General features: G+C 35.4%; 16 protein-coding genes and 1 other RNA gene. 6 read left to right on the top strand and 11 right to left on the bottom strand.

Going from position 1 to position 19,685, the window contains the following annotated elements; all coding sequences use genetic code 11:
* Position 1: 1 nt before the first annotated feature.
* From ACM6F9_RS03915 to ACM6F9_RS03950, 8 genes are all read right to left on the bottom strand, one after another.
* Positions 2-3,052, bottom strand: coding sequence for a lantibiotic dehydratase (locus ACM6F9_RS03915; protein ID WP_414844496.1), 3,051 nt, complete (start codon positions 3,050-3,052; stop codon positions 2-4).
* Complete coding sequence (locus ACM6F9_RS03920; RefSeq protein ID WP_414844497.1) at positions 3,049-4,203, bottom strand: lanthionine synthetase LanC family protein; 1,155 nt, start codon at positions 4,201-4,203, stop codon at positions 3,049-3,051. Before ACM6F9_RS03920 ends, ACM6F9_RS03915 begins: the two co-directional genes overlap by 4 nt.
* Entirely contained in the window at positions 4,196-5,113 is a 918-nt protein-coding gene (locus ACM6F9_RS03925; protein WP_414844498.1) for an LLM class flavin-dependent oxidoreductase, read from the bottom strand. Before ACM6F9_RS03925 ends, ACM6F9_RS03920 begins: the two co-directional genes overlap by 8 nt.
* 68 nt (positions 5,114-5,181) lie before the next feature.
* A complete protein-coding gene (locus ACM6F9_RS03930; protein WP_076596309.1) occupies positions 5,182-5,364 on the bottom strand; it encodes a class I lanthipeptide in 183 nt (60 codons plus the stop codon).
* 65 nt (positions 5,365-5,429) lie between these two features.
* Positions 5,430-7,058 carry an alpha/beta fold hydrolase gene (locus ACM6F9_RS03935; protein ID WP_414844499.1) on the bottom strand — a complete coding sequence of 543 codons (1,629 nt, stop codon included), beginning with the start codon at positions 7,056-7,058 and terminating at the stop codon, positions 5,430-5,432.
* A 330-nt stretch (positions 7,059-7,388) separates the two neighbouring features.
* Entirely contained in the window at positions 7,389-9,017 is a 1,629-nt protein-coding gene (locus tag ACM6F9_RS03940) for an AMP-binding protein (protein ID WP_414844500.1), read from the bottom strand.
* Positions 9,018-9,075: 58 nt separating this feature from the next.
* Positions 9,076-9,750 carry a beta-carotene 15,15'-monooxygenase gene (locus ACM6F9_RS03945; protein WP_414844501.1) on the bottom strand — a complete coding sequence of 225 codons (675 nt, stop codon included), beginning with the start codon at positions 9,748-9,750 and terminating at the stop codon, positions 9,076-9,078.
* On the bottom strand, positions 9,743-10,234 hold the full coding sequence (locus tag ACM6F9_RS03950) for an RNA polymerase sigma factor (RefSeq protein WP_002976998.1): 492 nt from the start codon (positions 10,232-10,234) through the stop codon (positions 9,743-9,745). The genes ACM6F9_RS03945 and ACM6F9_RS03950 overlap by 8 nt, the downstream gene beginning before the upstream one ends.
* Before the next feature lie 164 nt (positions 10,235-10,398).
* Here ACM6F9_RS03950 and rnpB point away from each other — a divergent pair.
* Positions 10,399-10,722, top strand: an RNA gene (rnpB, locus tag ACM6F9_RS03955) — RNase P RNA component class A.
* A 101-nt stretch (positions 10,723-10,823) separates the two neighbouring features.
* On the opposite strand, the gene ACM6F9_RS03960 is transcribed toward rnpB, so the two are convergent.
* Both ACM6F9_RS03960 and ACM6F9_RS03965 read right to left on the bottom strand, forming a co-directional pair.
* Entirely contained in the window at positions 10,824-11,693 is an 870-nt protein-coding gene (locus ACM6F9_RS03960; RefSeq protein WP_414844502.1) for a polyphosphate kinase 2 family protein, read from the bottom strand.
* 224 nt (positions 11,694-11,917) lie between these two features.
* Positions 11,918-12,382: a DUF1573 domain-containing protein gene (locus ACM6F9_RS03965; RefSeq protein ID WP_414844503.1), complete on the bottom strand. Its 465-nt coding sequence runs from the start codon at positions 12,380-12,382 to the stop codon at positions 11,918-11,920.
* 128 nt (positions 12,383-12,510) lie between these two features.
* Between ACM6F9_RS03965 and ACM6F9_RS03970 the strand changes: the two genes are divergently transcribed.
* The 5 genes from ACM6F9_RS03970 to ACM6F9_RS03990 all read left to right on the top strand — a co-directional run bounded on the left by ACM6F9_RS03970 (position 12,511) and on the right by ACM6F9_RS03990 (position 18,385).
* Positions 12,511-15,126, top strand: a complete 2,616-nt coding sequence (locus ACM6F9_RS03970; RefSeq protein WP_414844504.1) for a valine--tRNA ligase — start codon at positions 12,511-12,513, stop codon at positions 15,124-15,126.
* Positions 15,127-15,213: 87 nt separating this feature from the next.
* Complete coding sequence (locus tag ACM6F9_RS03975) at positions 15,214-15,849, top strand: DUF4241 domain-containing protein (protein ID WP_105701062.1); 636 nt, start codon at positions 15,214-15,216, stop codon at positions 15,847-15,849.
* A gap of 68 nt (positions 15,850-15,917) precedes the next feature.
* Positions 15,918-16,808 carry a ribokinase gene (locus ACM6F9_RS03980; protein ID WP_414844505.1) on the top strand — a complete coding sequence of 297 codons (891 nt, stop codon included), beginning with the start codon at positions 15,918-15,920 and terminating at the stop codon, positions 16,806-16,808.
* Positions 16,809-16,898: 90 nt separating this feature from the next.
* Positions 16,899-17,744: a serine aminopeptidase domain-containing protein gene (locus ACM6F9_RS03985; RefSeq protein WP_414844506.1), complete on the top strand. Its 846-nt coding sequence runs from the start codon at positions 16,899-16,901 to the stop codon at positions 17,742-17,744.
* On the top strand, positions 17,741-18,385 hold the full coding sequence (locus ACM6F9_RS03990) for an HD domain-containing protein (RefSeq protein WP_414844507.1): 645 nt from the start codon (positions 17,741-17,743) through the stop codon (positions 18,383-18,385). Before ACM6F9_RS03985 ends, ACM6F9_RS03990 begins: the two co-directional genes overlap by 4 nt.
* On the opposite strand, the gene ACM6F9_RS03995 is transcribed toward ACM6F9_RS03990, so the two are convergent.
* A complete protein-coding gene (locus ACM6F9_RS03995) occupies positions 18,382-19,626 on the bottom strand; it encodes a hypothetical protein (protein WP_414844508.1) in 1,245 nt (414 codons plus the stop codon). The genes ACM6F9_RS03990 and ACM6F9_RS03995 overlap by 4 nt on opposite strands.
* Positions 19,627-19,685 lie beyond the last annotated feature (59 nt).

Raw genomic sequence — 19,685 nt, forward strand, 5'->3', positions numbered from 1 at the left:
CTTACGTCAGTTTTTTAATATTCAGTAACGAGTCATAGCTTTTATGTAAGAAGTAGTATAAAATAGACTCGTGGATATTCGGTTTTGAAGCAAATGTTCTGTTGATAAACATATGAATATAGCTTACCACTAATGATTTTACCATTTGCTGGGATTGCAGTTCCATAACTTCAGCAATATAACGGGCTGTTTTTTTAGACCTTATATCCAGAATTTTAGAGTACTCATCTGTGCCTGCCAGAAGTTCCAGGGTCTGATGCCTGTGATCTCTATATTTATCTTTTAATGTCTGTTTAGAATGATCATCCAGCATGCTCCCATATCCATTGGAGAGTTGCTGCAGGATATCTCTTTTTTCCGCCATGTTATAGCCGAAATCATCCAGAATCCTGTTGATTCCGGCAACGGAAGCTTTCCAGATAGGAGTTTCGGTGTATTCGGCTTCTTTCAGTAACTGGCAGACGCATTCACTGTCAAAGTAAAAAATAGATTCCATCTGGTCTATTGTGGTTTCACCATATCGCTCAATCTCCCTATTGTAGGTGTCCAGAACAATTTTATGGATAATCATTTCTCGGGTAAGATATTTGTCAAGCAACTGATAAATCTGGTTAGAAAGGGTATGATCTTGTGACGCAGTCAGAAATCTTATTCTGATGTGCATATCCGGATCGCTGTAACGGATGAAGAACCATTTTTTGATAACCCCTTTTTTAACAAGTCCATTGGCGAATTTATAGAGGGTATCTTTAATAATCTGGTCCGAAACCTTTGTACTGCAATAAATTTTATAGAAAAGCCACTCACTTCCCGGAACAAAATTTCGGGTCACTGTATTTTTCACAGGGAAAAGGGTCAATTTATCTTTCTTTTTGCTGCTGAAATTATTCCATGGAACAAGAAATTCATTGCTGTGATGATTTCCTTGTTTATCCTTAGTAACAGTTTTGTAATGGCTGGAAAGGTTTTCCAGAACTCTTATCTGTTTTTCTTTCAGTAAATGGTCAAAAAGAATTTCCAGTGAAAGAGGATTATTGGTAAATACGGGAAGTTCCATGTCTTTTTCTGTGAAAACACAGATTTCAGGAATGTTTTTCTCCTTTAAATACTCTTTGAAAGCCTCAATAGAAGCCTTCTTTCCATTGAAAATTTTATGATAATCCAATAGCCATGAAGCTCTGGACAGAATCACATTGTTGATCATTATCCTGGGCAGATATTCATAATTCACAAACATGCCCCAGTTCCAGTTATAGGAAGGAGTTGTATGCTGGTACTGAAGATCACATAGAAAATGATACATCGGTACTTTATGCAGGTTATAATTATGCGCAGACGAAAGACTTGGAATAACTTCTTTATTATATTTTTTAGAACGAAGAACAATTCTGTCGTTTTTTACAGAAATCATAATGTCATTCAGATAAATGGGCTCACCATCCGTGTTGTGACGATTGATGATAGGAATTTCATATTTTCTCAGATGAGGTCGGATCGTAATATTTCCAACCCTTGGCTGCGGATTGTGTACCACTTCAGCAATGATCTGTCCGTCAAAGAAAGACTCTTCTTCCAACAGAGCATTTTTTACTGATTCCTCCAACTGGTTATCCATATGGCAAAAACGTCCCATATAAGTAGAAGATGAAGGTCCATCACTGTATTTATGGAAAATGACGGGTTTTCCTTCCAGGTCTTCATAGATATGGACCAGTGAAGACATTGAAAAAGGAATATTTTTATTCTCCTCTAAAAATGGAGTAACTTCTTCCTGTGTTATCTGTATTAAATTCTGATTGTCTTTTAGGGCATCAATGAGCTTTTCTCCTAAAAACTGATTCCACTTCAAAGATCCCTGGATAATGTTTGTAGTATTTTCAGACTTAAACTGAATTCCATCTGTCAGATTAGAATTTTCATTATCAGAATGCAAAGGATAATTGATCCCAGACAGCGGATCAAGAGCTAATAGTATCGGAATTTCCTGCTGATCATACCTTGCGATGAATTCCTTTTTAAAATTATCCAGAGCGTCAATAGTATCTGCAGCTCCAATCTGAAAGACTGTAGAAAGTACTTTTTTAAAGTCTTTAAAAATATTTTTATCCAGTGTATTGGATGTTTTCCCTTTCAGTAAGTCTGTCTGAAGGATATTCTTTTTGTGATTTTTAATCCCGATTGAGGTTAATATCTCAGAAATCTGATCAACAGCAAGAAACGTACTATTGGTTTCGTTAGCTTTCTGTACAATTTCAAAGATGGTAATCAGGCTTTGGACCAGTTCTGCGTTTTCTTTGTTTTCTTCATCCGCAGGAATCTTTAAATCTTTTAAAAACTGATAGATGAAATTTTGAAAATTCTTGTCAGTAACCTTTGGTGAAAGTTCACTGACAAGAATTTTTGAATCTATCAATTCGTTGATATAGTCGAAACTGTCTTCATAAGAAATATCCTGATTAACTAATATTTCTATTATCTCTGAAAGCTTTAAGCCATCCTGACAGGCTTTTATGATAGAATTCAGATATTTGTTTTTTTCGGTAGAAATAATCTCATATTTCAACCCTGAATCCTTGATAGTAGGCTCAATATAGCGGTATTTATTTTTAGTGCTGTAGATGGTATTGTTGGTATAGAATTTACAAACTTTTCTCACCTGCATATTCTCTTCCAGCTTTACGGTAATGTCATGCAAAAGCTGCATATCCAGTCTCGCAAATATTTTATCCTGATCTTTATCCAGAGTAATATGAGTGCTGTCACTCCATTCGCCCATACTTACGCCGGCATTGGTGCCAAAAGGAATGGTTCTGAAATGAGTTCTCAGCCAATACTTCAACAGAGATTTTTTTATTTTATCAACTTTTTCTTTGGACAGTTTTTGTTCGTCCCAATGAATGAGCTGCTCATATAAATCCGGTGATGATAAATAAATGGTATTACGGAAACTTTCTGTATGGATATCCTCTTCCCACTGATCTATGTTTTTCTGTGGAAGAAAGGGAGTTCTCAGCAGGTAAAAGTTGAGTTTTTCTATATCGTTATATTTCATCCTATGTTCATTAAATAAATTTTGTCCCAATCTTTTGCTTTATCGGGATACTGATAGTCCAGCAATACCATTCCTACTCCGGAAATACCTTCCAGAAGTCCTGTATGTTCTGCCCATTCGTCATTCTTAAGATCGAAAGGAAATTTTGCTCCTTTATCCAGTTGTTGTAAGGTTAGAGACATCCAGTAATCATGAGCCTCTTTCAGCTCTTCATTTTGAAATATCCTGTGGAATTTATTGAATATATGAGAAATTCCGGATGTCCCGTGGCATATTCCTGTGTCTATACACTCATTTTTTTGACTATAGAAAACCCCGGAATTGTCTGCTTTTACTTTTGATACATTCAAAATCATGGAATGGCACATCGTTTTCAGCTCTTCATCCTGTAAAACGGTGTAAGCTTTCCAGATGCTTATTGCAACTCCTAAATCACCATAGCACCATGCCAGTCTTTCGGATAACTGTTTTTCTCCTGTGGCAATATTGAGTTTTGAAGGAAATATGAATTGTGCATCTTTATTTTCTTCGTAAAGTTCCTTTAGAAAGTTGACACTTCCCCTGATCAGTTTTGAACATGTTTCCTTCTCGCAGCCTTTATGATAGCATTCGGCTAAAAAGGATATGATAGAAGGCTGGCCGTGGGCAAGGCCAAGGTCAATAATATTGTTTTCTTTTACTATATGATCAATCCAGAAAAAGGATTGGTTTCTTTCATGTTTTAAATGGTCTATGTGAGATACTATTTTTGCAACAGCATCCAGTTTTTGAATTTCAAGAAAATAGATTCCTAATCCAATCAGACCTGTGAATAAATCGTACTCTTTTTTATCAGCAGCGGCAGAAAGTAGTTCCAGGAAAAATTCAATAGAATCTTCTTCTATGCTTTCAATATCTTCGTCCGTAATAATATTGGAATTATGCAGAAGTCTCATGAAGTAAATGATGGCTAGGCTTCCGGTAGCAAATGATGAATAAGAAGCTTCTGACGCCATGTCAATAAGATCCTCAATTTTTTCAATCTCAACATCATTGTTGTAAAATAATGAGTAATATCCGTTTCCCAGGCTGAATGTGATGTTTTCACCTTTGTCTTCATTACATTTTTCTGAAATTTGGGTTAAAAAGAAGTCGATTTTATCTTTATACATATTGGCTTAATATTTCAATAGCTGTTAAGGAATCTTTGTGTGATCTCGAGATATTATTGAACATAAATTCATTATATCCGTAGAGTTCTTTAAATTCCAGCAGTTTTTCCTGAAAGAAACTTCCGTCTCCTACAAGGCTTATGTTGCTTATATCGTTGTTGGTACTTTTTTTAGCAACGTTGATTGCCTTTTGTTTTGTTTTATGACAGCAACCTGAAAAAGTAAGGACCATTGAAGGTTCTTTTCCATGTTTTGCTTTGTATTCTGCTCTGAAATTTTGTAATTCTTCTTTAAGATATTCTTTGTTTGATTCTCCATGAAATATGGATCGTGCAAAATTAAGATCATGCTCTAAAGCAACTTTTAAACCTGAGTGTGAAGATCCCATATACCATACATCCGGAATATTTCCTTTGTAAGGAGGGATAATCAAATCTTTTTTGAGAAACTCACTTTCATCTCTCAAAAAGCTTAATGTAGATTCCAGTTTGGGAAGGAAGGATGAAAAATAATTTTCTTTATCTACATCCACGTTGAAATATTTAAGATCATATTCACCTACGAGACCTTTAACGAACCCGAGGTCTAATCTTTTGGGATATAAACTGGATAGCAGCTTATAATTGTGAGCCACTCTGAAAGGGCTTTGTAAGGGTAAAATAACTCCTGCAATTCCTATTTTTATTTTTTCTGTTAATCCTAATAAGATAGGAATCAGCATTTCAGGAGTAGACCAGGCCATGTCATGTGCTTTTGAAAAGTAGTTTTCTGTAACCCAGAATCTGGAGAAACCCAGTTCGTCCGCTCTTGTAGCATAGTCAATGATATCGTATAATGATTTCTTAGAATTGTTGAGCGAGTTTTCTCTTATGCCAAATTCTAAAAGGCCTATTTTTAATTTATTTGCCATAATAGAGCTATTAAAAGCAGCTACCCCTTACGGAGTAGCTACAGTTTTTGTAAAATGTTTCTGATTTACTAAGCAGGACAAACGCAAAGGTTAGTAGATCTGCTGCTTCCAGCAGTACATGTCCAGTGCGAACAATCAAAAACAGATGTTACTAGCTCTTTTCCAGCTTTTACTGATTTCATTTCTTCAGAGTTTAATTGAGATAACTTCTCTTTTTTAAGAGTTAACTTTTTTGTAAGCTTTTTGCTCATGGTTTAAAAATTTTAATTTGTACCTACTCGTTAGCTTTTCGGTTTCCGCTTTATTATCAATTAAATTATATTTTTAAAAATTTGATGATCGACTTATTAAGTATGTCTGGTTTCTCAAACGGAACATAATGAGATGCATCAGGAACGATCAGGAGCTGTGAATTTGGTAGGCTGCTATTGATCAATTTCGTATGTTCTTCTTTGATCACATCATTGCTTCCTGCGATTACCAAAACAGGATTTTTTATGGTTTTTAGTTGATTTGTCTCGATATGTGGCTGCTGAACCATCAGTTTTATTAATCTTTGGTTAGGAGCATCTTTTATTTCAAGTTGCTTTTTAAAGATATCCAGCGTTTTAGTTTCTATGCCTTCCGGATTGAGATTAGCTCCAATAACGATCAACTTATTAACTAATTCAGGATGATTAATGGTAAATAATAAACCCGTAATTCCGCCATCGCTCCATCCAACAATATTGAATTTGTTGATGTTAAGTTCTTTTGTTACTGCGAGTAAGTCATCAGAAAACTTTTCATAAGTATAATCTTCCGTGGAAAGATCTGTACTTCTTCCTTGCCCTCTTGTATCTAATACAATTACTTTGAATTGTTTTGCCAAATCAGGAATCTGATTATAAAAATCTGATATACTGCCATTGTTTCCATGAAGTAGTACAAGCGGTTCCCCACTTCCATATTCTTCATAATATATTTTAGCATTCTTAAGATCAATATACTTTCCGGATTTATTTTTTCCATAGACAGTTTTCCCTGCCTTCTCTTTATTTTTATAATAATCAACAAGTGATTGATCTTCAGTGTTGTTGTCTGTTTGGCTTATATTCTTCGGAGTATTTTCATTTTTATCTTTCATATAATTAACATCAATATTGGAGATAAAACTTCCTTTACTGGCATCCCATTTCCCTTGACTTTGATAGCGGAACAGAAGATCATTAGACAATGTTTTTTTTGCAGAGATTCCAAATACGAAGTCTGCATTATCCTGAGGTACGCTTTCAACAAGCTGTAAGGTAATCGCCAGTTGATCAAGATCCGTGTAAATTAATTTATACTTTTGAAGATCAATGGTTTGCCATCCTGTGGTGCTCGTTTTGAATATTATATTTTCATAAAGCAGAGATTTCTGTGGTAAATTATCCTTTACAGAATATATATTGAGCTTTAAAGTAATTTCCTTGAATTTAGAACTCGGAATAATGAAAAAATTATAGCTGTTAAGTTTCGTCCATTTATAAATGTCAAATATTTGTCCTTGCTCTATGGTTGGAACATTTTTATCAAACATTTTAGAGAAAGTAAGCATGGGGCTTTTTGTATTGCCCAGTGCTTCATTTTTTGTTTTTTTCCCTGTTATACTAATTTCCGGAATAATATTAATCTTTTTGCCTAATTTGATATGGGCATCTGTAATTATTTCTTGTACAGTAACTTTTTTATCGTCATACCCATTAGATTCAAATATGATATAGTCATTTTTTTTTGCATTTTCGGGGATATCTATTGAATAGTTCCCATTAATATCGGTAATCGTGCTGGTATTTATATTCTCCAGGCTTATGGAGCAGTAAGAAATAGCTTGGTTGCTTTCATCGGTAACTTTCCCTGAGATTTTTTGAGAGTAAAGGGTTATACTAAGCAAAAGGGCACCTAGTACCGATATAATTTTCATGAGTTAGTTTTTTGTAAATATATTATTTTATTTCATATTAATCACATGGTGAGGAAAAAAATGAAAAAAAATATTTACTATATATTCTTGTTTTAATCGTATTTATTGGTTTTTTTTAAATTTATTTCAAAAAATACATGTTAAATTTTCATTAAAACTAAGTTTTTGAAAAGTGCTTGTATTCTATGTTTTTCACATATTTGTGTATTAAATAACTCTATTTTTCTAAGAAAAATAGAGTTATTAATTTCTTTTTAGCAAAAATGAAGCTTATTGATATGAAGGAGATGCTAAAATTATTGATTGGAGCTTTTTATGATACTAACAATCTTAGTGATTACTTTTCATATAATCCAATCCTAACTCCTTCATGGAGATTTCACGCATCTCCACCTTTCTTATTTTTCCGGAAATAGTCATTGGGAATTCATCTACAAACTTCCAGTATTTTGGAACTTTGTAGTGGGCAATTCTTCCTTTACAATATTCCTCAAGTTCTTCTGCAGAGAGGACAAATCCTTTTCTCACTTTTACCCAGGCCATTACTTCTTCCCCGAATCTTTCACTCGGAACTCCAATAATCTGAACATCCAGAATGTTGGTATAAGTATATAAAAAATCTTCAATTTCCTTAGGGGAGATATTTTCTCCACCACGGATGATGAGGTCTTTAATTCTTCCTGAAATCGTAATATAACCGTCTTTATCCATTACCGCCATATCTCCGGTGTGCATCCAGCGGGCATCATCCAGTACCTTTTTGGTATTTTCAGGATCATTCCAGTATTTCAGCATGACAGAGTAGCCTCTTGTACAAAGCTCACCATGTTCCCCACGCTGAAGAGTTCTGCCATTTTCATCCACAATTTTTATTTCAAGATGATCCTGAACAGTTCCTACAGTACTTACCTGCTTCTCCAATGGCGTTCCTATTAAAGTCTGAGTAGATACGGGTGATGTCTCTGTCATTCCATAGCAAATGCTCATTTCTTTTATATTCATAAGGCTCTCCACCTTTTTCATGATCTCCGGAGGACATACTGAACCAGCCATAACACCTGTTCTTAAGCTTGAAAAATCATAAGTATCAAAATCTTTTACTGCCAGTTCAGCAATAAACATCGTTGGGACACCATACAAAGATGTACATTTTTCGTCTGAAACGGCTTTTAAGGTAATATCCGGATCAAAGCTGTCATTGGGAATGACCATACAGGCACCGTGAGCCACGCAGCACATATTTCCGATGACCATACCAAAGCAGTGGTAAAAAGGAACCGGTATACATACACGGTCTTTTTCCGTATATTTTAATCTGATACCAATAAAATAACCATTGTTGAGAATATTATGATGAGAAAGAGTAACACCTTTCGGGAAACCTGTAGTTCCGGATGTATATTGAATATTAACAGGATCATCGAATTGTACATGTTCCTCAAAACTGTGAAGAAATTCATCTGAAATATCCTGGCCGTTATTCACAAATTCTTCCCAGTTTTCATCAAAGAAAATTTCATGCTCAAGAGTAGGGCATACCTCCTTGGCATATTCCACCATTTCTTTGTAGTTGCTGGATTTGAAACTTAAAGAAGAAAAAATAAAACGAATTTCAGATTGATTGAGTACATACGTCAACTCATGAGTTCTGTAAGCAGGATTGATATTAACTAAAATAGTTCCTATTCTCGCCGTAGCAAACTGTAAAAGTACCCATTCATAGCGGTTGGAAGACCAGATCCCTATTCGGTCGCCGGCTTTTGCTCCTAAAAGAAGTAAAGCTTTCGCAACAGCAGTGGTCTGATTATAAAATTCCTGGTAAGTAGCTCTGTAGTTCTGATGAACACAGACTAACGCTTCCTGATGGGGGGATTTTTCGACAGTCCTTTTAAGATTGGATCCGATGGTCTGTCCTAATAATGGAACATCAGAAGTTCCATATACATAAGATAAGGGCATAGTTTAAGATTTGGTGGGCTAAAATTAATGATTATATCCCGAACTATGCCTATGAATATTAACTTTCCTGCGAATCTATTTCTTTAAGCTGGTTTAGGTTTTTATCAAGTTTTCTGATAATAGTACCATAAACCAATCTGTAATAAAACCAGATCATGGAAATTGCCAGTAAAGTGCTCACAACTATTCCTACAATAATGATAGTGAGATTGGAGCCGCTAGGCTGTATATTTTGAGAATTTAAAGTGTAAAATATAAATGCTGTCAGTACAAAAGTAAAGACTACTAATAATACAATACTGATTAGAATAAATGCATTGACCGTTGTTTTGAATTTAATGATCCTGGTGATTAGTCCCTTCAGATTTTCCTCAATCTTAATTTTTCGGTAATTCTGATAAAATTTAAATACAAAATAGGCTGTGATCAATAGACTCAAGATCTTTATAGCTAAATAAACATGACCGAAGTTGTTCTCTACTTCAGGAGCTTCCTGAGCACCAAGCCTTTCCAGCATTTTACGGAAACTGTCCGATTCTTCCTCTGGAAAAAGATAAAATAGTCCCAATACCGAAAAGAAAAGAAATTCTACAACACTGATCCAGAAAATATATTTTACGTAATTACGTGATTTTCTATTCAACATCTGAAGAATCTCCTTGTTGTCATATTTAGGCTGAACAGGCTGTTCCTGCCATGTTTTTTTAAAACTATCTAAATCAAATTCAGGCATATTTTTCCATCTGTTCTTTAAGGGTTTTCTTTAATCTGTTCATTTTCACACGTGCATTAACTTCAGTGATTCCGAGGTTTTCTGCAATATCCTTGTAAGGCAGATCGTCAAGATACATCATGACAATAGCTCTTTCCACATTAGGAAGAGTCTTGATTACAGTATACAAAAGTGATACCTGTTGTTGTTTTTCATCATCATCTTCCACAAAATCTCTGTGGTTGATGTCTAACTCGTTCGTAGGAAGGCTTTTGCTTTTTTTTCTAAAGAGGGTAATGGCGGTATTGAGCGCTACACGATACATCCATGTGGAAATCTTGGAATTTCCTTTAAAAGAATCATAACTTCTCCAGAGCTGTAACACAATTTCCTGGAAAAGATCCTCTTCATCCTCCAGAGAATTGGTGTAAAGACGCGATACCTTAATAATCAGCCCCTGATTATCTTTGATAAGTTGCGCAAATTCTTTTTCTCTGGAATCCATAGATATATAATGGCACGAAGATAATAATAAAGTGGTAACTGGTGAAAAATATAATACAAAATAGTGGAAAGATAAAAATACCAAAATTGGACAAGTATACTTGATCTCTCTGCATCTTGTGCTTTATCAGCTTTCTTTACGAAATTTATGTATCTTTGCCACCGCGAGAAAATCGGCTTGTTGATTTCCCGTTTTCGGGAGGTAGGAAAGTCCGGACACCATAGAGCAGCAAAGCGGATAACATCCGTCACCCGTGAGGGTAGGACAAGTGCAACAGAAAGCAGGTACAGTTCGGCTGTAGTGAAACCAGGTAAACTCTTTGCGGTGCAATGGTAAGTATATCGGTTCTTTTCAGCAATGGAAATAGGGGCGGCTCGTCCTGAAAACCGAGGGGTAATCAGCTCAAGTGTTGCAGCAATGTAACACGTAGATAAATAACAGGCACTTCTTCGGAAGTACAGAATCCGGCTTATAGATTTTCTCGTGATTTTTTTTAAAAAAGCTGAAAGTTAGAGGCTGGAAGAATGAAGTTTTTTAACCGTAATGATTTTAAACCTCCACTCTTCAAGCTTCCTCCTTTCATCCCAATTTATTCACTTTCCAATTGTCTTTTAGATTCCTGCAGATCTTGTTTGTCCTTATCAGAAAGGGTGGGGTATTTAAGATCCATTTTCTCCAGAGTATCAATAATAATCTGTATAGCAGCTACTCTTGCAAACCATTTGTTGTCAGCAGGGAGTACATACCATGGAGCATGATCTTTTGACGTTTCGTTAATAGCTGTTTCATAAGCCTCCATATATTGGTCAAATAAAGCTCTTTCCGGAAGATCTCCTGCAGAGAATTTCCAGTTTTTTTCCTGTTCATCAATTCTGTCTAAAAGCCTTTTTTTCTGTTCATCCTTAGAGACATGTAAAAAGATCTTTACAACGGTTGTTCCATTTTGAGCGAGGTGTTTTTCAAAATTCCGGATGCTTTCATATCTGTTTTCCCAGAATTTATTGTCAAAATCTTTTACTGAAGACCATGTTTTTTCACTTAAATTATATTCAGGGTGTACTTTGCAAACTAGGACACTTTCATAATGAGAACGGTTGAAAATTCCAATCATTCCTTTCTGTGGCAGTGCAAGGTAGTGTCTCCATAAAAAATCATGAGAATACTCCTTAGAGCTTGGCGTTTTAAAGCTGGTCACATTACAGCCCTGAGGATTTACTCCTCCGAAAACATGCTCTATCATACTGTCTTTCCCTGCAGCGTCCATTGCCTGAAGCACAACAAGAAGAGACTTGCTTCCATCAGCATATAATTTTTCCTGCAGTTCACGAAGCTTTTCTTTCTCCTGAATCAGCATTGCTGCTCCTTCTTCTTTAGTAAGTTTTCCTTTATAAGAGGTTGAAGTTTTTTTTATTGAAAATTTTCCATTTATTTTAAAGTCATCTGAGAAATCGGTATCCATATATTAAAAAATTATATTATTAAAATTCAATAGGGGTGGGCTTTAGCCCAGTCATTTTAAAGAGAAATAAGTCCAAAGGCTTCAGCCAAAACCTAAATACAGATGATAAATTTCAACACTATTTCCTGTCGCCTATCACTTATCATCTGCAACCTATTCTAATATAAATGTAATAAAAAAACCGCCTCAATGGAGACGGTTCTTTTATTTTTTTTGAGTAGAGATTACTTCGCGGCAGCCTTTTTAGCTAGTTTTGCAGCTTTTTTCTCAGCTTTAGCAGCTTCTTTCTGCTCAGCAGGAGTCAATACTTTTGGCTCAGGTGCGTTAGCATCTACGTTACCTTTGATGTAGATTACACTTCTGTTGTTTGCAGGGTCGTTAGAGAAAACCTCAATCATTTTGTTGAAAGGACCAGGAATAGCAGTGTTGTATCCAACTTTGATCTTAGCTGATTTCCCAGGCATAATCGGATCTTGGCTGAACTCAGGAGTTGTACATCCACAAGAAGGTTTTACATTTGAAAGAATCAAAGGCTTATCACCAGAATTCGTTACTGTAAAGAATCTTGTACCATCACCATTAGGCTTAACAGTACCATAATCGAAAGTCGTTTTATCAAATGTAATAGTTTGTGCAGATGCAAGAGCAAATGTCCCGAATAATGCAATTCCTGCAATTAGTTTTTTCATATTCTTGAATGTTAATATGTTTGTTAGATAAATTTTGTGAAACAAAGTTAAAAATTATTTTAATTCATGCTTAAAAATTTTTTTCTTTAGACTATTTTTGCAAATTGCAAGCCAAAGAAATAGAATTTATGCAGATTTCAGAAAAGTACAATCCACAGGAAACAGAACAAAAATGGTACAGTTACTGGTTGGAAAACAAATTTTTCCATTCAGAACCCAATGACAAACCACCATATACCATAGTCATTCCTCCGCCAAACGTGACGGGGATACTGCACATGGGGCATATGTTGAACAATACCCTTCAAGATGTTCTGGTCCGTCGTGCAAGAATGCGCGGATTTAATGCTTGTTGGATTCCGGGAACAGATCACGCTTCAATTGCTACTGAAGCTAAAGTTGTTGCTAAACTGAAGTCTGAAGGAGTCAATAAGTCAGATATTACCCGTGAAGAGTTTTTAACTCATGCATGGGACTGGACCAATAAATATGGAGGAACGATCCTTGAGCAGCTGAAAAAGTTGGGATGTTCATGTGACTGGGACAGAACCCGCTTCACTCTGGAGGATAAACTTTCGCAGCAGGTTATCAAAAGTTTCGTAGATCTTTATAACAAAGGATTAATCTACAGAGGCTACAGAATGGTGAACTGGGATCCGGAAGCGAAAACCAACATCTCTGACGAAGAAGTAATATTTAAAGAACAAAACGGAAAATTATATTTCCTTAAATATAAAATCGAAGGATCTGAAGAATTTCTTTCAGTTGCTACTACACGTCCTGAAACTATTTTTGGGGATACCGCTGTATGTATCAATCCTAATGATGAAAGATATGCTCACCTGAAAGGTAAAAATGTAATCGTACCGATTGTTGGCAGAGTAGTTCCAATCATTGAGGACGAATATGTTGATATTGAGTTCGGAACCGGAGCGTTGAAAATTACTCCTGCTCACGATATCAATGACTATGAAATCGGACAGAAACATCAGTTGAAAATGATTGATGCTCTTGATGATGACGGAAATCTTAACGAGCATGGTTTACATTATGCCGGGAAAAACAGATTTGACGTAAGAAAGCAGATCGCTAAAGAACTTGAAGAAAAAGATCTTTTGCTTAAAGCTGAAGATTATGTAAATAAAGTGGGAACTTCAGAGAGAACAGGTGCTGTTATTGAGCCTAAAGTTTCAGTACAGTGGTTCCTTAAAATGTCTGAAATTGCTAAGCCAGCTTTGGATGTGGTAATGGATGATGAGGTTAAGTTTTATCCTGAAAAGTTCAAAAATACCTATAAGCACTGGATGGAAAACATCCGTGACTGGAATATCTCCCGTCAGCTTTGGTGGGGACAGCAGATTCCTGCGTATTATTATGGAGAAGGAGAAAATGATTTTGTAGTTGCTGAAACTAAAGAAGAAGCTTTAGAATTAGCAAAACAGAAAACAGGAAACTCAGGCCTTATTATAGAAAACCTTAGACAGGATGATGATGCACTAGATACATGGTTCTCATCATGGTTATGGCCAATGTCTGTATTTGACGGATTGCTTGATCCTGAAAATAAAGATATCAACTATTATTATCCAACATCTGATCTTGTTACAGGTCCGGATATTATTTTCTTCTGGGTAGCCAGAATGATCATGGCCGGATTGGAATACAGAAAAGAAGTTCCGTTCAAGAATGTTTATTTTACAGGAATTGTAAGAGATAAGCAGAGAAGAAAGATGTCAAAATCTCTTGGAAACTCTCCGGATCCTCTTGAATTAATGGATAAATACGGAGCAGATGGAGTACGTGTAGGTATTCTATTGAGCTCTGCAGCTGGAAATGACCTTCTTTTTGATGAAGATTTAATGCTTCAGGGAAGAAATTTCATGACGAAGATCTGGAATGCATTCCGTCTGATCAATATGTGGAATCATGAAGATAAGCCAGCTATTGCTACAGATAATCAGGCTATTGAATGGTTTGAAAATAAATTGAACAAAACAATTGCTGAAATTAATGATCAGTTTGAGAAATTCAGAATTTCTGATGCCCTTCATTTGATCTATAAATTAATTTGGGATGATTTTTGTGGTTGGTATCTTGAAGCCATCAAGCCAAATTATGGAGAAGGAATTTCTAAAGAAGTATATAACAAAACCATCTATTTCTTTGAAGAACTAATGAAGCTTCTTCATCCGTTCATGCCTTTCTTAACAGAAGAATTATGGCAGACGATCTCAGAAAGAAGTATTGATGAAGCTTTGGTGATTGCTCAGCAGAAAGAAGCAGAGGCATTTGATGAAACGATTATTAAAAACTTCGAAACGGCAGCAGAATTGATTTCTGGAGTTAGAAACTACCGTCAGACAAAAGGAATCTCACCAAGGGAAGCCGCTGAGGTTTATACTAATGCTGCTGAATTTACTAATGAAGCTGTAATAAGAAAACTGGCTAATATTTCTGAAATCCACTTTGGACAGAAGACGGATAAGCCAAGTTTTACCTTCCTGGTAGGAGCCACAGAAGTTTCTATTCCTTTAAGTGAAAACTTAGATTTAGGAGAAGAAAAGGCAAAAACCGAAGAAGAAGTAAAATATTTAAAAGGATTTTTAGTTTCAGTAGAAAAGAAGCTTTCCAATGAGAAATTTGTGGCAAATGCAAAACCTGAAGTTGTAGAGGTGGAGCGTCAAAAACAGAAAGATGCTTTGGATAAGATTGCGATCCTTGAAGAAAAACTGAAAAGTTTATAAAACATAGACAATAAATTTTGTCAAAATCTCAGGCTGGATACACATGAACAATTGTATCCAGCCTGATGGTTTAAAAGAATAAATACAATGACACACATAGAAAACATAAAAAAACTATTCTCGAAAGACTTTGTAGAAAGCCCATTACTTGAAAGTTTTGAAGTAGGAAAGATTTACCTTTCCAGTGGTAAGCTGGTTGCCTGCGATCCATTGATCACCAATGATATGCTTCCTTTCACTACAGAATTTCCGAAAGGAGATTTCTCTGTAATGTTGCATAAAGAAAGAGAAAGCAATTGTGTAGCCTATACTGAAATTATTTTCAATAATTCTGAAATTAAAGAATGGAAAATGGCCACTACAGCGGGACAGAATATAAAAGATCTTGCGAAAGAAGAAGTTTTTGGATATCCTGTAGAAAGTGGTATGGGATGCTTCATGGATGTTGACACCCAAAATAGCCTCAATGATCTGGAGCAGAGATTGTATCAAAATAAAGGAGGTGATTTCATGGGAATCTACGAAGAGTTTTTCCATGATTATTTTTTTGATGAAAACGGAGCTATAGATCAATATGCCTTCCTGAAACCAGCAAAAGAACATCCCGGAACTATATTTGCTTTTGAAACCGGATATGGAGAAGGATTTTATGCAAGTTATATAGCTTACAGCAAAGATCAACAACCAGTTAAAATAATTACTGAATTTATTGAAATAAGTTAATTTTAAATTAGTTATTTTTGAAGCGCAATTTTTGTCAGGTATAAATTTTAAAGCTAATACAAAACACAATGAATTTCTCATCAGAACAACCTCGTATTATTGTTGTAGGCAGCTCATCCATAGATTTGGTTCTTGAAACCGAAAAACTTCCTTCGCCTAATGAAACCGTTCTAGCCGTCAAGTCAGACAGTTATTTTGGAGGTAAAGGAGCCAATCAGTCCGTAGGTACTGCCAGACTTGGAGCAAGTGTGTATTTTATTGGATGTGTAGGAATGGATCCTCTCGGGCAGCAGATCATGAGGAATCTGGTAGGTGAAAATGTGAATGTAGGATTTGTTCATGAAACAGATAAAGAAGCTACAGGAACTGCCTATGTAACAACATCTCATGGAAATGCAGCTATTGTGGTAGTGCCGGCAGCCAATAAATACCTTAGCAAATCACACATAGACGAAGCAGATAAATATTTTCATACAACAGATCTTGTGCTGGTACAGCTTGAGGTTTCTATGGATGTAGTAGAACATACGGTTAAAAAAGCTAAGCAGTACGGAAAGAAAGTAGGTTTATATGCTTCTCCCGCAATGAGAGTCAGAGAAGATATTTTAGAAATGGTCGACTTTATTGTAGCGAAGAGCAACGAACTCTATACTATTTTCGGAGAAGAAAAAAGAGAAGAAGTTCTTAAGAAATATTTCAATAAAGTTTTTGTAAGAGATGATACCAACTCAACCATTTATTTTGATGGTATGGAGATGAAGTACTACAGAAACGATAAAGACGAAAAAGTTTATAAGATGGGAATGGGAGATGCATTTACTTCAGGATTTGCTATCGCGCTCTGCCATGGGAATTCTATTGAGGAATGCGTGAAATTCGGGAATGAAGTTTCATCAAGAGTTTCCGGAGGTAAAGGCTCTCAGACAGGATTGCCAAGAATCTCAGATTTCTTTTCCTAAAACTATTTACGACATATCAAAAGTCTGAAACTTAACATAAAAATATAAGTAAAATGTCCACTTTTATAGTGGATTTTTTCTTTTTATACTATGGAAAAACTAATATTAACCACAGAAGATCATACTCCTCTGGCTGTCCATCTTTTTAAACCGGAAAAAGATAATGGGAAACTCCTGCTGATCAACTCTGCAACAGGAGTAAAACAACAGGTTTATTTTTCTTTTGCCAGCTATTTCTCTGAACAGGGCTTCACCGTAATTACCTATGATTACAGGGGAATAGGACTTTCCAAGCCGAAAAATATGAGAGGATTCCATGGCTCAATGCGGGTATGGGGCTCAAAAGACTATAAAGCTTTAACTCAATATATCAAAAAAGATTTTAAAGAATACAAAAAGTACTGCCTTGGTCATTCTGTAGGAGCACTGATCCTGGGAATGAATCAGGATTCTGAAATATTTGAAGAATTTGTCTTTGTAGGAACACAAAATGCCTTCGTTGGAAACCTTAGAGGAATGACAAAAGTGGAAGCTTATTTAGGCTTTGGAATTGCCCAGCCATTAACAACTTCATTGTTAGGATATTTTCCTGCACATTGGTTTGGATTGGGAGAAAGTCTTCCAAAAAATTGCGCATATGACTGGAGAACCTTAATTTTAAACAAGAAATCAACCAACAGGCTGTTGGAAAAAATTGAGAATTTCTCTGAAAATTTAACGCAGAAAGTATTTGTAATTCGGGCTGAAGATGATATCTGGCTGACAGAAAGAGGAGTATTAAGCTTATTAAATAATACCTATCCTAATCTAAAACCAACTTACAGACTGGTGACGGTTTCAGAATCTGAGAAAAAAGAAATCGGACATATCAATTTTTTCAGAAGTTACAACAGCAAGCTTTGGGATATTATTTTAAATGAACTGATAGATAAATGAAAAGTACGATTGACAACACAGTAGCATTTGTAAAAGAAAAATTAGAAGGAGCCGAAGCAGGACATGACTGGTTCCATATTGAAAGAGTCTGGAAACTGGCTGCTCAGATAGCAGAAACAGAAGATTGTGACAAAGAAGTAGTAGAGCTGTCTGCTCTTCTTCATGATATTGCAGATCCCAAATTTCATAATGGTGACGAAACCATCGCTCCCAAAATATCCAGAACATTCCTTGAACAACAGAATGTTTCTGAAGAAACCATTCAGAAGGTTTTATTTGTAATCGAAAATATTTCGTTCAAAAACAAGGATCAGGCACCGGTAAACCCATCCATTGAACTGCAAATTGTGCAAGATGCCGACCGTATTGATGCCATAGGAGCTATTGGAATTGCCAGAACATTCAACTTTGGAGGGTTTAAGAATAATTTGATGTATCACCCGGATATAAAACCCAAATTAGGAATGTCAAAAGAAGAATATAAAAAGTCTGATGGAACTACCATTAACCATTTCTACGAAAAACTATTGCTTCTGAAAGATATGATGAATACCAAAAAAGGAAAAGAAATGGCCGAAGAAAGACACTATTATATGTTGAATTTCCTCGACCAGTTTTATAAAGAATGGAATGTAGATTAAAAAATATTATATCCAAGAATTAAGGATACATATTTAAGATCTGCAGTCGCAGAATTTCTTTTTTCATCCAGTAGATTAGTATTTGTATTATATCTTGCTTCAATGCTGTACTTATTCTTATAGTTGAAGCCCACACCAAATACAACACTTTTAAAATTTTGGGACGGAGATAATTGCAATTTGTCAAAAACCGTCCCATCATAATCTAGATCAATGCTCTCAGATGAGCTGGTTTTAAACGAAAGAATATTAATCCCGGCATTGATAAATATTTTTGAATCATCATTGATAAACATATAATGTCTTAAGCTAAGCGGAAGACTGAAGAATGCATAATTCTCCAGATGCATACTATATAAATTATCACTTGTTTTAATGGTCGACTTATTGTTGTAAAGAGTGTAGGTAGGTTCCAAAACTAATGACCATTTATTTTTGTTGAATGGTAACACAATTTCCGCCTCTACACCTATTCTTACCCCTGTTTTAGAAGAGAAACCCTCATTGCGGTATGTTTGCTCTATTTTCAGCGGAGAGTAGAAATTAGCCCCCGGTCTTATGTTCAGGTTAAATTTTGCTTTCTTTTTAGCGTCTGTGAAAGACTGCTCACTATCTGAGGCTGCTCCGGAAAATTTACTGTTGTATACACTGAAGATCTTTTTTAGATCGCTGGTGGTATATTTTGTTTTTGCTGCCAGAGCCTGTGCGTTGCTATCGCCCGAAAAAATTGTTTTCAATTGATTGATATAATCATCATTGGTTGCAATCTGTGAACTGCTGCCGTTGAAGTAATATTTTTTGTAGATCAATGGCTGAATAGAAGAATCAGAATCCGAATAAAAATATCTTTCAAAATTTTGTTTCTGATAGAAATACAGATTTTTATTTCCTTTTACTACTTCTTTTAAGAAAACGATTCCTTTTTTAAATTCAGGTTCTTTATTGTTGGAAAGGTCATCAAGATGATCAGATGAATAATCAATATCACCATTGTAACTAATAAACTTTACCTCATTATAAATTCCAAATTCTTTAATTGAAATGGGAGTACCGGTGTTTTCTGTTGAAGTTTCATCTGTTTTGTAAATGAAATTTTCAGGAGTACTTACCCATCCCTGATTTTTGATGAGTACCTCTTTTTTTACATCATTGCCATTGATGATGTATCCTTTTTCGAATTTTACCTGAGCGCAAATAAGCACGATACAGAAGGAAAGTAGTACCGAGAATGTTTTTTTCATGGTTAGTTAGGATTAAAAATTTGGGCGCAAATATAGATAAAATAGAGAGAAGAAGTATC

The organism is Chryseobacterium sp. IT-36CA2 (assembly GCF_949767875.1).
GTDB lineage: Bacteria > Bacteroidota > Bacteroidia > Flavobacteriales > Weeksellaceae > Chryseobacterium.

What these genes read in the sequence shown, in the direction of transcription:
- ACM6F9_RS03915 (WP_414844496.1), bottom strand. Translation starts at nt 3,052, where the DNA reads ATGAAATATAACGATATAGAAAAACTCAACTTTTACCTGCTGAGAACT.
- ACM6F9_RS03920 (WP_414844497.1), bottom strand. Translation starts at nt 4,203, where the DNA reads ATGTATAAAGATAAAATCGACTTCTTTTTAACCCAAATTTCAGAAAAA.
- ACM6F9_RS03925 (WP_414844498.1), bottom strand. Translation starts at nt 5,113, where the DNA reads ATGGCAAATAAATTAAAAATAGGCCTTTTAGAATTTGGCATAAGAGAA.
- ACM6F9_RS03930 (WP_076596309.1), bottom strand. Translation starts at nt 5,364, where the DNA reads ATGAGCAAAAAGCTTACAAAAAAGTTAACTCTTAAAAAAGAGAAGTTA.
- ACM6F9_RS03935 (WP_414844499.1), bottom strand. Translation starts at nt 7,058, where the DNA reads ATGAAAATTATATCGGTACTAGGTGCCCTTTTGCTTAGTATAACCCTT.
- ACM6F9_RS03940 (WP_414844500.1), bottom strand. Translation starts at nt 9,017, where the DNA reads ATGCCCTTATCTTATGTATATGGAACTTCTGATGTTCCATTATTAGGA.
- ACM6F9_RS03945 (WP_414844501.1), bottom strand. Translation starts at nt 9,750, where the DNA reads ATGCCTGAATTTGATTTAGATAGTTTTAAAAAAACATGGCAGGAACAG.
- ACM6F9_RS03950 (WP_002976998.1), bottom strand. Translation starts at nt 10,234, where the DNA reads ATGGATTCCAGAGAAAAAGAATTTGCGCAACTTATCAAAGATAATCAG.
- ACM6F9_RS03960 (WP_414844502.1), bottom strand. Translation starts at nt 11,693, where the DNA reads ATGGATACCGATTTCTCAGATGACTTTAAAATAAATGGAAAATTTTCA.
- ACM6F9_RS03965 (WP_414844503.1), bottom strand. Translation starts at nt 12,382, where the DNA reads ATGAAAAAACTAATTGCAGGAATTGCATTATTCGGGACATTTGCTCTT.
- ACM6F9_RS03970 (WP_414844504.1), top strand. Translation starts at nt 12,511, where the DNA reads ATGCAGATTTCAGAAAAGTACAATCCACAGGAAACAGAACAAAAATGG.
- ACM6F9_RS03975 (WP_105701062.1), top strand. Translation starts at nt 15,214, where the DNA reads ATGACACACATAGAAAACATAAAAAAACTATTCTCGAAAGACTTTGTA.
- ACM6F9_RS03980 (WP_414844505.1), top strand. Translation starts at nt 15,918, where the DNA reads ATGAATTTCTCATCAGAACAACCTCGTATTATTGTTGTAGGCAGCTCA.
- ACM6F9_RS03985 (WP_414844506.1), top strand. Translation starts at nt 16,899, where the DNA reads ATGGAAAAACTAATATTAACCACAGAAGATCATACTCCTCTGGCTGTC.
- ACM6F9_RS03990 (WP_414844507.1), top strand. Translation starts at nt 17,741, where the DNA reads ATGAAAAGTACGATTGACAACACAGTAGCATTTGTAAAAGAAAAATTA.
- ACM6F9_RS03995 (WP_414844508.1), bottom strand. Translation starts at nt 19,626, where the DNA reads ATGAAAAAAACATTCTCGGTACTACTTTCCTTCTGTATCGTGCTTATT.